Source organism: Pseudomonas sp. LPH60, from assembly GCF_030718165.1.
Taxonomy (GTDB): Bacteria; Pseudomonadota; Gammaproteobacteria; order Pseudomonadales; family Pseudomonadaceae; genus Aquipseudomonas; species Aquipseudomonas danubii.
Genome location: NZ_JAVAJH010000016.1, coordinates 1 through 13,679 on the forward strand (window position 1 = coordinate 1; position 13,679 = coordinate 13,679).

The following is a 13,679-nucleotide window of genomic DNA, read 5'->3' on the forward strand; positions in this document are numbered from 1 at the left end:
AAGACTCGCGGAAGTCCAGCGGATGGCCCTAGAGAGTGCTCTAACAAATACCAGTGTGGCGAACTATCAGCCGATTTTCGACGGCTTCGAAGCGAAAGGGATTGAGGCGAGTGAGATCCTTCCTCGAGTTAATGTCTTCACTTTTAATGCTTGGAAAGCCCTGGGCCGAGTAGTCAAAAAGGGCGAGCGTGGCGTAAAAATCGTGACGGTGATTCCTTGCACAAAAAAGGACGCAACTACCGGGGAAGAAGTATCGGTTAAGAAAGTCAAAACTACGACTGTGTTTCACATTAGCCAGACCGAAGCTCTGGATGCGGAACCTATTTCTGAATTAACCGAAGTTACCCTATCACTGCCTGTCGCAGAACCGGCGCCGCTATGTGTGGATGTCCAGGTTGAAACCGTTGCGACTATTGAGGCTGTCGAGCGACGCCCATTGAACGTGTACGAACGCAAACAGCAAGCCCGCCGTGATCGCTATGAATGTCGAGCAGCCGATGCAGAAGCGGCCAGCGTTAAAACCTACCGTAAGGCAAGAGAAATGGCGTCGGTGATTCCATTCGGACAGCCGATCCTTGTAGGGCACCATAGCGAATGTCGCGACCGTAACTATCGCGACAAGATCCATAACACGTTTGGTAAATCGTTTGCACTCCAGGATAGGGCCGATCATTACGCACAAAAAGCTAAAACAGTGGGTACCGGGGGGGGTTCCAGTGATGACCCCGATGCTGTCATCAAGCTTCGTGCAGAACTGGAAAGCGCAGAACTATCGCAAGAGCGTATGAAGGCCGCAAACAAAGCGATTCGCAGCAGCAAATCAGACGAAGCGAAAACCAGTGCTTTGGTGGCCTTGGGGTTCAGTGATTCCGATTCTAGAGCGTTGCTAGTCCCAAACATTGCCGGCCGTGTTGGCTTTCCTGATTACGCTATTAGGAACAACGGCGCGAACATGCGTCGAATCAAGGGCCGTATAGCTGAGTTAGAGAAGAACGCACAGCGTCCAAGCGTCGAACAAAAGGAGGTTGGCTTCGTCTATCGCGAGGACCCGGAAGAAAACCGCGTGATGTTCATTTTCGATGAAAAGCCGGATGAAAAAACCCGCAAGTTGCTCAAGGACCACGGTTTTAACTGGAGCCCAAGCCGCGACGGAAAGCCTTGGATTCGCAAGTTAAATAACGCTGGGATTTGGAGCGGGCAGCAACTATTAAAATCCCTCAAACACTCAGACGAGCGGTAGCTATCTTTGCCATAAAATGGCGACAGAAATAGGCCAATGTGGTATATTTTGGTCATTGGCTAACACCAATTTGGCGGCCGGCAGTAGCCGGTCGTCTAGCCCACAGGAGTGGTGTGAATATGAACTTCCTCGATGGTTTGATTGTGAAGATCGCAAAACGCTTGATTGGCGTCGTTCTAGCCATCGGTACCGGCTTGGTCTATTTGCAATTCTTGGGGCTGGCAATTGGCATTTCGTTGTTTTTTGTGGCCGCAAAGGTCGTACTGTTTGGGGTGTAGAAAATGGCTAGGACAAAGAAGGCGCAACCGTCTGAGTTGGTGAAGCTTTCCGCTGAATTACCGCCTCTAATTAGAGCGCTTGAAGTTGAAATTCGGCAAGTCAGCGAGTGTATGGAGCGTTTGAAAAAAGACGGCCTTATCTATGCTTCTGAGCACTGGCGCAAGGACAGTAACGACGATCCGAAATATCTCTATCTGCTTTATTCACAGCAGCAGGGGGAGCGTCGCAAAAGGGAATATATTGGTTGTGATATGAGTCGGATTGAAGAAGCTCGCGCCGGAATTGGCCGCGCAAAGGAATACGATGAGTTGCGGGCAAAGTTGACTGCATTACAGAGTAGGGCTTATCACGTTCAGCAGGCAATGTCCGATGCTCGACGCTATCTGACTGGCGAGGCACGCAATTATAGCTGGTGACGCCACGCCTGATATAGCGACTAATCTGTCACCAAAACTTGCCATTTTGTGTTTTATAAACTACACTAAGCAAATGATCGCTATCAAACAGACCGCCAATTTTATGACCTGGGAATGTAGCCTGAAGGATAAGCGGGCAAAGGCCGCAATTGCCGCCCGGATCTTTCGCTTGGCGAATGGTTTATCCGGCGACGTATCCCCGGTGGGCCAGGGAGTGAGTGAGTTGAGGATTCATTATGGTCCTGGTTTTCGGGTCTACTTCCAGCAGCGTGGGGCAGAAATCATTATCCTTTTATGTGGTGGAGACAAGGGCAGTCAAGCCAGGGACATAGAAACAGCGAAACGCCTAGCCAACGAGTGGAGGCCGTAATGACCGAGCTAATTTATGACTACGATCCTGCGCAAGCACTGGATGGCCCGGAGGCTATCGCGGTGTTCATAGCCGACGCTTTGGATACTGGCGATGCTGCCTATATCGCGAAGGCTATGGGAGTGGTTGCGCGGGCCAAAGGGATGTCAGTGCTGGCCAAGGAAACAGGGCTTAACAGAGAGCAACTTTACAAGTCGTTTAGCGACCGTGGAAACCCGACGCTGAAAACTATGCTGGTGGTTATGCGGGCGCTAGGGGTTGATCTGACCGCGCGCGCGCATACGCAGTAGCAATCCTGGGATTCCATCTATTCGCTTCAGAGCCCGCTTATGCGGGCTTTTTATTTGCTGTTTGAGTGCCAGGAGTGTTGTGGATAAGGCTGCTTTTCTCTTGAGTTATCCACGCTGAATCTGTCTTGTTTTTAAGTTGTTGATTTAAAAGGATTTTTAAAGCTTATTCACAAAATCCACGCTGAATCTGTCTTGCCGTTTCGCGCTGATTCTATCTTATCCACATTCGCAGAAAATGCCCGTAACCCCCCGTATTTGCTGGGTTTCGTTGAGAGCTAAAAGGTTCCCCCTGTAGTAAATCTTTATACCTGTAAGTAAAAAATACCTATATCTAGGGCATTCGGCTTGTGAACAAGCCACACAAACCGCCGCCAAGGCGGCAAAAGCGCTCCTACCCTACGCTCGCTTCGCTCACTCCGCCCCGTCGCTTCGCGCCGGCCTGACGGCGGGCAAGCCCGCCTGATAATGCGTGCCCTACGGGCAAAGCCTGTTTACCAGCAAGAGCACGGCGGCATGCCGCCTAAAAATGCGTGCCCTACGGGCACAGACGGTCTACAAGAGCAAAAGCGGGCTTCAAGAACGTGATAACGGCTGACCTAAGCGGCCCGGCCGCAAGCGGCCGCCCTCGCAGCGCTAGCGCTGCGACCCTGACGGGCGCTAAGGCCCGGACAAATCACGCCCGACCGGCAAGCCGGTCGCCCGCTCAGCCGGGTTCTTGTGAGAATCAGCCAAGATCCTTAATTAGCGCTGAAAGACCATAAAGCGCGTTTTATAGGGCAAAGGGGGGGATTGCCTGCCTCCGTTGCTAATTTCAAGCCCCGCAGCAGCCCCACAAGAAGCGTTCTTAACTTCGAGCGGGTCAGCCCACCCCTGCCCTACTAAAAACGCTCAGAACGCGGCACAGAGCGTTGATAGAAATCCCCGCTATTTGCGAATGATGTCTAACCGCGACCAGCTCCAGGGCGTTGCGATACGCAACCGCTCAAGGGGCTTTGCTCGTTCAACGGGAAAAGAACAACGCTGGCCACCACCCGAAACGTCTGGTTTAGGCTGTGTAATGGATGAATCATGGTTTTATTGCGATATGAAAAACATTCATTGATCCAATGGAAAAGGCTTAAAGCACAACAAAAACGTTATCCATTTGTTTTCTATCTGTTGTCTTGTTTGTTTTCCCGGTGTTATACTTTGCTTGCGGCCTGATCCTGGCCGTATCACCTGGAGAACGCTATGCAAAATAACGTCTTTGTCGGCAACCTAGCCAAAGCTCCGACACTCAGCGGTTCCGGCGATCGCGCCGTGTGCCGCTTCACGCTAATCGAAAATGAGTTTGCGGGCCGCGATGCCGAGGGCAAAGCCAAGCAGCGCACGACTTCCATAGAGTTCGTCGCCTTCCGCGCCAAGGCCGAGGCTATTGCAAAGTCAGCAATGAAGGGCGATCAGCTGATCATCAACTATCGCATCGAGAACAATAACTACACCCCCCAGGGCAGCAACGAAACCCGGTACGGCTTCAACTTTATCACCGAAGAATTCAAATTCGGGGCACCTGGCTCCGAGAAGCGCGCCCAGTGGGCTAACCACAACGGCCAACCTTCTGGGCAGGACGATTACAACCAGTACCAGCACCAAGAGTAGTCGCCATGGCCCAAGCCCCAAGGATGGATGCCGCGCAATTCGACCGCGTGGCATCAAAATGCAGATGGTACGAACGATCCTTGAATGTGGTTCGGGCGATTCTCGTAGACGGTGTGCCGCTGGCTGACGCAGCAGCGGCACACGAAATGTCGCCGAAACAAGCCCGCGTGCTGCTTGGCCGGTTCAACGACAAGGCCGAACAGGTCCGAGTTGTTGAGCTAGAGGAATTCATGCGCCAGGAAGCACCAAGGCACGGTAATGCCACATTCGAAGCCCTCGAACCTTTCTCAAAGGAAGTCCGAACCCTGCGAGACAACGGATACACCGTTGAACAGGTCGTGAGCTTTTTCAAACTCAAAAATATCACCACGTCGGCCACTACGATTCGGCGCTTTCTCAGGAGCATTCAGGAATGAAAACCTACGTTTTAGCAAACCAGAAAGGCGGCGTTGGCAAGTCCTTTTTTGTTGTTCAATTCGCCTACTTCTTACACATCCTGCGCGGCCTGCGCGTACTGGTGATTGATCTCGACCATCAACGTAATAGTACAAAAGCCATCAAGTTAGGTGGCTACGCCACGGTTTCGAGCCTCAGCGCGGACGCGCTGTTGCGCGAGTCTGCTTTGACCATCGAGAACGCTGAATTTGTCTTGGTTTCTGGAACCCAAGAACTTATCAAAATGGAGCGCAAAGAAGATCAGCACAATGTCTACGTGAACAACCTGCACAAGTTTTTGACCTCCGTCAGCGGACAGTTTGATGTGTGCCTGATCGACACCAACCCTAACCCGGATATTCGTCAACTCTCGGCGCTGGTGTGCAGTCAGTTCGTGGTTTCACCGATCCAATTGAATCAAGAAGCCATCGACGGTATTGGCGACCTTCTTAATCACCCAAGCATCGGTATCCGTCGCATTCAGGAGACCATCAATCCCAATCTGCAACTGCTGGGTATTCTGCCGAACATCGTTGAACCTACCCCATTTCAGCGTAACAACTTTCACGCTCTGGCGAAGCACTATGCAAAATTGCTTATTCCGCTGGAGAAGGGTTTTGCTGCTATTAAGCGAACTACCGCTATTCCTGAAGCACAGGCGGCGGGTGTTCCAGTATGGAAGCTGGGCAAAACATCCGGTCGTGAAGCATGGGCGCAGATCAAGCCTATTTTCGAGAAACTCGCTCAGCCATTGGAGGCCGTGTAATGCTTGACCTTTCCGCACTCGAAGACAAAAAGACGCCCGAAACTACTCCCGTTCAGGCGGTCCCTGGCAAGCCTGACGGTCGTGCCATGCGTGCCAAACTGACAGATGTGATGCCGGACCCGAACCAGCCGCGTAAAATCTTCGACCCTGACGAAATTGCTGACATGGGCGCGAATATCAAATCGCGTGGAGTGAAACAGGCAATTTCCGTCAAGCCACACCCTGACCAGCCGGGTAAGTGGATTATCAACGACGGTGAATTACGGTGGCGCAGCTCGCAGTGGGCAGAAGTCGAGGACATTCCGATTACTGTCGATGATGATTTCGACGATTTCGACCAAGTGAACGCCAACGAAAAGCGCTACAACCTGCGGCCTATTGAACTGACCCAGTTTGTACAGCGCAAACTCAATGAGGGATTCAAAAAGGGCGAGATTGCTAAGCGGCTTGGGAAGCCAGCTAATCACATTACAGAGCTGCTGGCTTTGATTGATCCGCCAGAGTGTGTGGCCGACATCTACGCAACGGGGCGTTGCATGTCGCCTAAGACGATTTACGAACTGCGCGCCTTGGCTGAAAAATTCCCAGAGCAGGTAAAGGCATGGTGCGACGCTGGTCACGAAGTTACACGGCGCACGGTTGCAGACCTGGGCGATGTTCTCAAGGGTAAAAAGAAGGCCACGCAAGGCACTGACCCCAGCGAGCAGGGAGGCGCCGAGGGTAACGAAAACTCGAACGATGGCGCAGAATTTCGTCATGACGAAAAAAACAACCAATCGAGCGGAAAAAGTGAAGGTGAAGGTGGCCAGCAGTTCGGTGAAGATTCCGGCAGCCAAGGCAAAGGCGCAAAGGAAAGCAAGAGCCTGGGCAGGGACGACGGCGACTCCGAGAACATCGACCAAGGCGAACTCACTAGTTGGCCGCGTGGCAAGGCGATTTCAGATCCTGACAGCATGAAAAAACCGTTGCTGCTGGTTGTGCACGAGGGGCGAGCGGCCGCGGTGTTGTTGAATCGTCGTCCGTCCACTGCTGGCCTGATTCGAATTCGCTACGAGGATGGCGGCGGCGACGCAGAGGTCGATGCCGGAAGCCTGACTATTAATCTGCTGACCGAGGCCGAAAAGTGAACATCAGGAAAGCGACCTTCTACTGTGTCGCTGGTCTGATACTGGTCGGGCCCGTCGTTGCTTTTGTTGTCGGACGGCAGCTGGCGGCGGCGGGAACACCTACCGAAACCTGCGACCTTGAGTTTTCCAACGGTGCAACCCTGTACAGGGTTCCCGTTGCGAAAACCGCCGCACAGGAAGCGCGCGGTCTAATGCACAAAACCGACGTAGGCCCAGGCATGTTGTTTACTTGGGAAAAGCCGGAGCCGCGCGTATTCTGGATGCGTAACACCCCTGCCCCGCTCACCATTGGTTTCTTTGATACCGAAGGCGTACTGTTCTCGGTTGAAGATATGGAGCCAAATTCAGAGACGAATCATTTTTCTTTTCAGCCCGCTGTCGATGCCCTGGAGCTAGCCCAAGGCGAATACCAACGACTCGGGCTTTCAGTCGGATCGGCATTAGTCAGACGGAAGTGTCGATAACACGAATTCCCAAGCCCAGCCCAGCGCTGGGCTTTTTTTCCTCACGCGATGCCATCCCAAATCCAGTACAGCCCGTAAGCGGTGTCAAGGGCGAAACCGGAAGCCGCACGCGGAGCGCAGGGCGCGCAGCGACTGAGCACCGAACGGGTGAGGATTTCGAGCGCAGCGGCCCTTGATGCCGGTGGAGTGGCCCAAACCTTCGTCGGGGGTGCAGGGAGAGCTTTACCCCCTGCATCCCTGACCCACGGGCGAGGTGCCGAGAGTCCAGAGAGGCAGCGCCTCTTTGGGCAAGCCCGCAGGGCGCGCAGTGTTGTTAGGAGCGAAGCGGGGTAAGGCATGACTGGCAAGCCGTCAGGCGCGCAGCTTACCCTAATCGTTTTTCTTCAAAACCCAATCATTCGGATGGTCAGCGCTGGCGCACGTGACCGTTTTTCTACCTACTCGAGAAATTCTTCGTCATGACGAAGAAAACGGCTTATGAGTGGTCTATTGCAGGATAGGCTAACCGCCGGTAAACTGTGCGCACACAGTTAGCAAGGATATTCCTTGCGGTTCGTATTGCAGCTTTTGAGAGACAGCTATGCAGAAACCAAGCCGGGCCATGAACGTCCACCTGGGCTCAGAACTAAAAGCTCGCTGGATGGACTACTGCGAAGGACTGGGTAAAACACCAGGGGCTGCTATTAAGGAAGCGATTGAGTATCAGCTAACAAAAGCCAACGCGAATCCCGTACCAAAGACCTACCGTCAGACTGAGGAAGCCAAAGAGCCGAAACTACGGTTTGAAATCTTGATGACCATTTCAGAAAAGTCGGCCGTTAGAGAGCGTGCGCAGCTTGAGCGTTGCTCTATGCGACGCTGGATAATTGATGCAATCCGGACTGGGCTTACCCATGAACCACAATTTGGAATGGCCGAAATTGATGCGCTGGGTGAGTCCAATTATCAGCTGCTTGCTCTTGGTCGTAACCTTAATCAGATTGCTCGCCGGTTGAATGAAGGGCAGTACGAACCAGTAACTGTTGAGCGAATAGAGGCCCTTAGCCGTCTAATTGATAAGCATACTGATGTGGTTAGTGGTGCTATTCGTGCGAGCCTCGAGCGTTGGAGCCTTGAATGACACGATCACTTGATGGGGTGTTGAAGGACTGGGGGGATCGTTTCGACTACGGAAAGGTCAAGGGCGGTAAGGGCCGCAATGCGCGTAGTGGACAAACGAAGCAAAAAACGGAAAGTGTCAAAAATGGAGGCTTAGCTACGCGCGAAAAGTTCGAGCGCACAGTAAAAAAAGCACCTGAAGTCATGGTTAAAATTTCAGGCGGCGGCAAGAACATGCGTCAGATTAAGGCGCACATGGATTACATTTCACGAAATGGGGAGGTGGAGATAGAGGATGAAAATGGTCAAACCTATCTTGGCAAAGAAGATGTAAGAGATGTGCGCGATGCTTGGGCTAAAGGTAAGATCGGTATTCCTGACCAGGGCGAAGAACGTAAAGAAGCCTTTAATATTGTTTTGTCAATGCCCCCAGGGACAAATCGTCAAGCAGTGAAGGATGCCGCTAGATCGTTTGCAATGTCTCAGTTTGATAGCCATCAGTATATTTTTGCTGCTCATGATGACGAGAAGCATCCCCATGTTCATTTGGCTGTTAAGGCTATGAGTAAAGACGGAGTACGTCTTAACCCACGGAAGGCAGATTTACAGCAGTGGCGCGAACTATTCGCGGAGAAACTTAGGGAACAAGGCATCGAGGCCAACGCAACTCCTAGGAAGGCACGCGGAATCGTCAAAAAGCCAGAGAAACAGGCGATTAGGCAGATCGAGCGAAGGGGAGGGGAGTCAAGAGTCAAAGTTGCTCAGCGTGAACTGGCAGAGCAGGAGTCATCAGGTAAGTTAAAGTACAAAAATCCTGCGACAGATAAGATATTGGATAGCCGTAAGGATGTTCTGACAGCTTACAGCGAAGTCGCTCGAGCCTTGGCGGCAAGTAATGTGGATGATAAACGTTTGGCATTGGATGTTGTTCAGTTCATTCAGCAGTTTCCATCGACTAGCACGCAACACGAAATGATGGTGCATAATCTGAAGCAGCAATCCAAGAGTAAAAAGCCTGAGCTATTCGGTGAGAAGAAAGATCGTCCAGGTCCAGGGGAGCAGGAAAAGTCTCGTTAAAACACAAAAAAGCGCGGCCTATACCGCGCTTTTTTATTTGTAGAACCGGGAATTCGGTATCTTTAGTTGTTAGCCTTCTGAGTCTGAGTCTGAGTCTGAGTCTGAGTCTGAGTCTGAGTCTGCGGTACCTGGGGTGTTTGCTATCGAATTCAACTCAGCTGACCGACCGCTATCTGTATTTTCGTCAGGGCAAATTTCTAGAAAATTCTGGCGAGCCTTAACAGTATCCTTCCACTTCTTTTTATTAATTCCAAAGTATCGAGATAGCGAAGGTTGGCACTCTTCTGGCCGCTGACCTGATGAAAGACAAAGGATTGCCTCGCATGATAGTCGTGTGTCTCCAGTGAATTCTTCAGCTTGTACAATTGGCATCACTAACAAGGCTGTGGTCAGTGCGAGAAATTGGTATCTGTTCATTTGTAAACCTCTATCTCGACGCGCCGATTGTTAGTCTTTCCGAAGTTTGTAGTGTTGTCGTTTAGATAATCTCCTCCTGAAATGTAGTTAATCGACACTTTAGAGGCTGGAACACCTTGAGCAATGACCCAGCTTTTTGCAGCTAGTGCGCGGCCAAGAGCTATCCGCTCGTCTGCGACGGTGAAATAATTTGCGTCAGTTCGGCCACGAATGAAAACGTGCTTAGCCGATGGAAGTAAACGACTCAGTACCTGTACGTCGCTCCAGCTAGGGTTGAACTGGGTACTGCTGTACGGAAAGTTCACAATTACCACCTGGGACACAGGTGCAATTTTTTCTACCTTTTCGCTATGTTCCTGGTTTCGGTTGCGCAACTGTTCTTGAGTGCGAGCTAGATCAGCCCGAAGTGAGATTATTTCTTGGCTGCGGCTGTTGTTGACTGGCTGCCTGTCGTGCCCATCTACGACGGGAGGCTTTGGCGGTGCAGAGCAAGCCGTCAGGGCGACAGCGAAAGACATAGCTACCAAAATGCGCATTTTGAATTTCCTAAATGTTGCTGTGAGAGATCCAATATTATATATATTGGTGTCTCCCTAGCAATGTTAAGAATTTTTATTCGAGTAGAAAGCACATCGAAGAATTGGTGACGTAAACGTATTCTGCAGTAGCCAGCCTTGTCGCCAATTTTCTACTTCAGTTACCAGCTAACGCTGAAACTGTCTTATTAGCCTTGTCAGTGATACTGAATTCGACATCACTAGTTGACGCTGAAATTGTCTTGAAAAATTTGAGCAAAAAAAAACCCGACCGTGTAAACAGTCGGGTTTAAAATTAGAAACACAGGCCAATTCTGAGAGGAGCCAGCCTGTACTTCAGAGTCTATCAAAAGAATTTGTAGGTGTAACTCACAATCAGACGGTTTTCGTCCTGGTCGCGTTGGCCAGCAGCATCAGAGCGCAGAGCCGCGTTTCGCCAGGTGAAGCCAAGGCCTTTGAGCGAACCCTCGGGGATCACATAGCCCAGGGTGAAATCACGCTCCCATTCTGAACGATCGTAGCTCGCCGCAGCGATATTATCGCCCTTCAGGTACATGACCGAGGTTGTCAGTCCTGGCAGGCCGATAGCGGCAAAGTCGTATGCGTAACCAGCTAACCAAGTGCGCTCGCCTGCACGCTGGAACTTGCCGATCTGTACGTCAGTGATCAAGTAGCTAGATGAGCCATCGCCTTGGTTCAGGAACGGGAAATCGCTCGTACCGTTAACGCGCTGATAACCAGCACTGAGTGCGTGGCCTTCCAAGCTGTAGGTGAACTTCGCGCTCCAGGTACGGTTATCGACTTCGCCGTTCTTGTTGTTGTAACCCGTCGAACGATAACCGGCGATCCGGCCTTCTTGACTAGCGTTCTTGCCATCCGAGTCACTGTAGAAGTAACGCAAGTCCGACTTCAAGCTACCGACCGGCAGAGCCCAGTTGTGAGTCAAGCCAAGGAAGTGCTGCTTGTAGAAGTCTTCAAGATTGCCGTAGTAGTACTGCGCAGTCAGATCCTTGGTGATCTTGTAGTCACCGCCAGCATAGTAGAACTCGTTACTGCGCTGATTCGATTTCGCAGTGATTGGGTTCCCGTTGGAACCGGCGATAGTCAGCGACTCATTGTTGCTTGAGTTACGGCCTTTGGCGTGTTCCAACTTACCGCCGACCAAGGTCAGACCATCAATTTCGTTCGATGTGACCTGTCCACCCTCAAAGGTTTGCGGTAGCAGGCGCCCGTCGTTGTACGTCACTACAGGCAGTTTCGGCATCAGGGTGCCGAGGCGCAGCTCAGTTTTCGAGATCCTAGCTTTTGCAGTCAACCCCAGGCTGCTGAACTCGTCAACGGCTCGACCATCGCTGTCACTCGGGAATACGATACCGCCCTTGCCGACGCTGCCGGAGTTGTAAGCAGTGCCCTTGCCAGAATCGAGTCGGACACCCAGCAGGCCGATAGCATCAACACCGAAACCCACTGTGCCCTGCGTGAAGCCGGATTGCAGATTGAGAATGAACCCCTGGCCCCATTCTTCCTGCTTGGACGGCTTCGCTGCGCCGTCGCGGTTATCCTGGTTAATGTAGAAGTTCCGCGCCGTGATGCTTGCGGTACTGTCTTCGATGAAACCATGCTGAGCTGATTCAGCAGCCTGAGCCTGGGCACCGATAGAGAGGCCCGCCAGCGCAACGGCTGTCGGCAGTGAACGTTTGTACATGTTTTAGCTCCTAGTAGATCTTTTTTTAAGTGTTTTGCGTGTGACGGACTGACGAAAAGGCGCAACGCTAAACGTAATTTTTTGTTACGTCCACGATCTAAGCGCTTCTTGCTTATGCAATAAAGCTATGTCGGACGGAATAGGATACGACTTTAGTCGCACGATGAGTAAACCTAGCAAACCATTAGTTAACAGTGTTTACTAGCGAATCTCGACATAAAGCCTTAGCCTTGAGCAATTTAAGACAGAAATAGGTCAATACGATGACAAAACCCTTACGAATGTCACCCGAAGAGTTTGAAAGGGAACAGTCAAAGCTCGTCAAGCTATCCGTCCAGGTGAACACTCTCGCTCGGCTGATGTTTGTAGATGGCAAGACACTCCAAGAGGCATCCGCTGCGCTCAACATGAGCAAACAGAATGCCTACAAACACATGAAGCGCGTAAATGCGTTGCTCAAAGACGTGCCCGCTACATGGGTGCAGGTCAATGAGCTGATGCCCCCTTGGCTAGCGACATGGCTGTACGCAAAGCTGGACGAAGAAAAGGATAATCTGAAAAATAATAGTAAACCGAGTAAACCAATGGTTGACACGGTTTACAGAAGGGAATAGCATGGGGCCATCAGCGACAAACAGGTCGCTGAAAACCAAACTCAAGGAGCTGCACCATGAAAACTTTGAAAAAAATGATGATCGTTGCTGCTGTTGCTGCTGTTACTACCCTGAGCGGCTGCAGCTCCATCGCGGATCTGAACGCCCGCGGCCAGGCGCTTTATGCAAAAGATCCAGCGGCATACGAAAAAATCACTGGTCAAGCCAATTACATCAGCGTCACCCCTGAAAACTTCGTTCACGGCTCCTAAGCCTCTCCCCCCCAAAAGCCTCGATCAATCGGGGCTTTTTTTCGCCTGACATTTGGAGCTGCATATGAAAAAGTTTTTCGCTGTTGCGTTCATTGGCTTCCTTCTAACTGGATGCCAGCACATCCAGGATCTGCGGGCGTGCCAACCGCCGCAAAAGAGTCCTGAACCGTTCACTGACGCGGGTGGTTGGGATCATCGTTCAGTCGATGAAGTGCGTTGCACAAATGAAGAGTTGAAGGCGGTGGTAGAAGCCCGCGAGCGCCGGGAGGCCGAAGCCCAGGGGGCGGGACAAGTTAAGATCAAGATCCAGGCAGGTTAGCACTCGCCTCAGAACCCACCGGCAAGTGTCTGTAAATAGAGGTGATCGACACCCCCATTTTTTGAGCTATTTGTTTTCGGCTTAGCCCCTGGATCAGCAGCCCAGCAGCCTCGCGACGTCGAGCATCAGTCATGATTAGACGTCGCCCTCCAATCCTTCCAGCTTCACGTGCTACCGCGAGCCCGGCCATGGTTCTCTCTCTGTTCCGCTCAAGCTCGTAGACCGCTGTCGCGGCTTTCAAGTTGAACATGTACCTGCCATGCGGGGTGTTCGTGTCCATTTGCTCAATGAGAAACTGCAGGTTGATCTGTTTGTGATTGAGTAGGTAGCTAAGGTCAATCAAGCCTTTCATCGTTCGGCCTAACCGGTCGAGGCTCCACGCAACCAGGGTGTCACCTTTTGACAGAGCCCTGATCGCTCTCTTTAAACCGGGATTGCGGTGTGATCTGCCGCTTGCTTTATCTGTGAATATCCTCTGACAGCCAGCCTTTTTTAAGGCTGCTAGCTGCATGTCCAGATTTTGCTCAGTTTTAGAGACTCTGGCATATCCGATAAGCATTCACGTTCGCTCCCGAAAAAAGCTCGGGATATTACAGTAAACGACCGTTTCCGGTAATGCATCTACAGCGGTAACTTT

General features: G+C 51.6%; 19 protein-coding genes. 15 read left to right on the forward strand and 4 right to left on the reverse strand.

The window, feature by feature from the left end:
* From Q8O96_RS30765 to Q8O96_RS30820, 12 genes are all read left to right on the forward strand, one after another.
* Window positions 1-1,240: DUF3560 domain-containing protein (locus Q8O96_RS30765; protein WP_305950080.1), on the forward strand; the 1,240-nt coding region annotated here is incomplete at its 5' end.
* Window positions 1,241-1,359: 119 nt separating this feature from the next.
* Window positions 1,360-1,518: a hypothetical protein gene (locus Q8O96_RS30770; protein WP_305950081.1), complete on the forward strand. Its 159-nt coding sequence runs from the start codon at window positions 1,360-1,362 to the stop codon at window positions 1,516-1,518.
* 3 nt (window positions 1,519-1,521) lie between these two features.
* Window positions 1,522-1,935 (forward strand): hypothetical protein, encoded by a 414-nt coding sequence (locus tag Q8O96_RS30775; protein ID WP_305950082.1) that lies wholly within the window; start codon window positions 1,522-1,524, stop codon window positions 1,933-1,935.
* 73 nt (window positions 1,936-2,008) lie between these two features.
* Window positions 2,009-2,305: a type II toxin-antitoxin system RelE/ParE family toxin gene (locus Q8O96_RS30780; RefSeq protein ID WP_305950083.1), complete on the forward strand. Its 297-nt coding sequence runs from the start codon at window positions 2,009-2,011 to the stop codon at window positions 2,303-2,305.
* Window positions 2,305-2,595, forward strand: coding sequence for an addiction module antidote protein (locus tag Q8O96_RS30785; RefSeq protein WP_305950084.1), 291 nt, complete (start codon window positions 2,305-2,307; stop codon window positions 2,593-2,595). Before Q8O96_RS30780 ends, Q8O96_RS30785 begins: the two co-directional genes overlap by 1 nt.
* Window positions 2,596-3,825: 1,230 nt before the next feature.
* A complete protein-coding gene (locus tag Q8O96_RS30790) occupies window positions 3,826-4,233 on the forward strand; it encodes a single-stranded DNA-binding protein (RefSeq protein ID WP_305950085.1) in 408 nt (135 codons plus the stop codon).
* A 5-nt stretch (window positions 4,234-4,238) separates the two neighbouring features.
* Window positions 4,239-4,649: a hypothetical protein gene (locus tag Q8O96_RS30795; RefSeq protein ID WP_305950086.1), complete on the forward strand. Its 411-nt coding sequence runs from the start codon at window positions 4,239-4,241 to the stop codon at window positions 4,647-4,649.
* Window positions 4,646-5,434: a ParA family protein gene (locus tag Q8O96_RS30800; RefSeq protein WP_305950087.1), complete on the forward strand. Its 789-nt coding sequence runs from the start codon at window positions 4,646-4,648 to the stop codon at window positions 5,432-5,434. The genes Q8O96_RS30795 and Q8O96_RS30800 overlap by 4 nt, the downstream gene beginning before the upstream one ends.
* Entirely contained in the window at window positions 5,434-6,561 is a 1,128-nt protein-coding gene (locus tag Q8O96_RS30805) for a ParB/RepB/Spo0J family partition protein (RefSeq protein ID WP_305950088.1), read from the forward strand. The genes Q8O96_RS30800 and Q8O96_RS30805 overlap by 1 nt, the downstream gene beginning before the upstream one ends.
* A complete protein-coding gene (locus Q8O96_RS30810; RefSeq protein ID WP_305950089.1) occupies window positions 6,558-7,025 on the forward strand; it encodes a DUF192 domain-containing protein in 468 nt (155 codons plus the stop codon). Before Q8O96_RS30805 ends, Q8O96_RS30810 begins: the two co-directional genes overlap by 4 nt.
* Window positions 7,026-7,626: 601 nt before the next feature.
* On the forward strand, window positions 7,627-8,145 hold the full coding sequence (gene mobC, locus Q8O96_RS30815; RefSeq protein ID WP_305950090.1) for a plasmid mobilization relaxosome protein MobC: 519 nt from the start codon (window positions 7,627-7,629) through the stop codon (window positions 8,143-8,145).
* A complete protein-coding gene (locus tag Q8O96_RS30820) occupies window positions 8,142-9,200 on the forward strand; it encodes a relaxase/mobilization nuclease domain-containing protein (protein ID WP_305950091.1) in 1,059 nt (352 codons plus the stop codon). The genes mobC and Q8O96_RS30820 overlap by 4 nt, the downstream gene beginning before the upstream one ends.
* A 69-nt stretch (window positions 9,201-9,269) precedes the next feature.
* Here Q8O96_RS30820 and Q8O96_RS30825 read toward each other — a convergent pair whose 3' ends face one another.
* From Q8O96_RS30825 to Q8O96_RS30835, 3 genes are all read right to left on the reverse strand, one after another.
* Window positions 9,270-9,617 carry a TrbM/KikA/MpfK family conjugal transfer protein gene (locus Q8O96_RS30825; protein ID WP_371826217.1) on the reverse strand — a complete coding sequence of 116 codons (348 nt, stop codon included), beginning with the start codon at window positions 9,615-9,617 and terminating at the stop codon, window positions 9,270-9,272.
* Window positions 9,614-10,153: an OmpA family protein gene (locus Q8O96_RS30830; RefSeq protein ID WP_305950092.1), complete on the reverse strand. Its 540-nt coding sequence runs from the start codon at window positions 10,151-10,153 to the stop codon at window positions 9,614-9,616. The genes Q8O96_RS30825 and Q8O96_RS30830 overlap by 4 nt, the downstream gene beginning before the upstream one ends.
* Before the next feature lie 346 nt (window positions 10,154-10,499).
* Entirely contained in the window at window positions 10,500-11,858 is a 1,359-nt protein-coding gene (locus Q8O96_RS30835; RefSeq protein WP_305950093.1) for an OprD family porin, read from the reverse strand.
* Between the two features lie 263 nt (window positions 11,859-12,121).
* Between Q8O96_RS30835 and Q8O96_RS30840 the strand changes: the two genes are divergently transcribed.
* The 3 genes from Q8O96_RS30840 to Q8O96_RS30850 all read left to right on the forward strand — a co-directional run bounded on the left by Q8O96_RS30840 (window position 12,122) and on the right by Q8O96_RS30850 (window position 13,042).
* Window positions 12,122-12,472, forward strand: a complete 351-nt coding sequence (locus Q8O96_RS30840) for a TrfB-related DNA-binding protein (protein ID WP_305950094.1) — start codon at window positions 12,122-12,124, stop codon at window positions 12,470-12,472.
* Between the two features lie 56 nt (window positions 12,473-12,528).
* Window positions 12,529-12,723, forward strand: a complete 195-nt coding sequence (locus Q8O96_RS30845; protein ID WP_305950095.1) for a hypothetical protein — start codon at window positions 12,529-12,531, stop codon at window positions 12,721-12,723.
* Between the two features lie 64 nt (window positions 12,724-12,787).
* Complete coding sequence (locus Q8O96_RS30850; RefSeq protein WP_305950096.1) at window positions 12,788-13,042, forward strand: hypothetical protein; 255 nt, start codon at window positions 12,788-12,790, stop codon at window positions 13,040-13,042.
* On the opposite strand, the gene Q8O96_RS30855 is transcribed toward Q8O96_RS30850, so the two are convergent.
* The gene (locus tag Q8O96_RS30855) at window positions 13,023-13,601 is read right to left on the reverse strand and encodes a recombinase family protein (RefSeq protein ID WP_305950097.1); all 579 of its coding nucleotides are present in this window, start codon (window positions 13,599-13,601) and stop codon (window positions 13,023-13,025) included. The genes Q8O96_RS30850 and Q8O96_RS30855 overlap by 20 nt on opposite strands.
* Window positions 13,602-13,679: the final 78 nt, after the last annotated feature.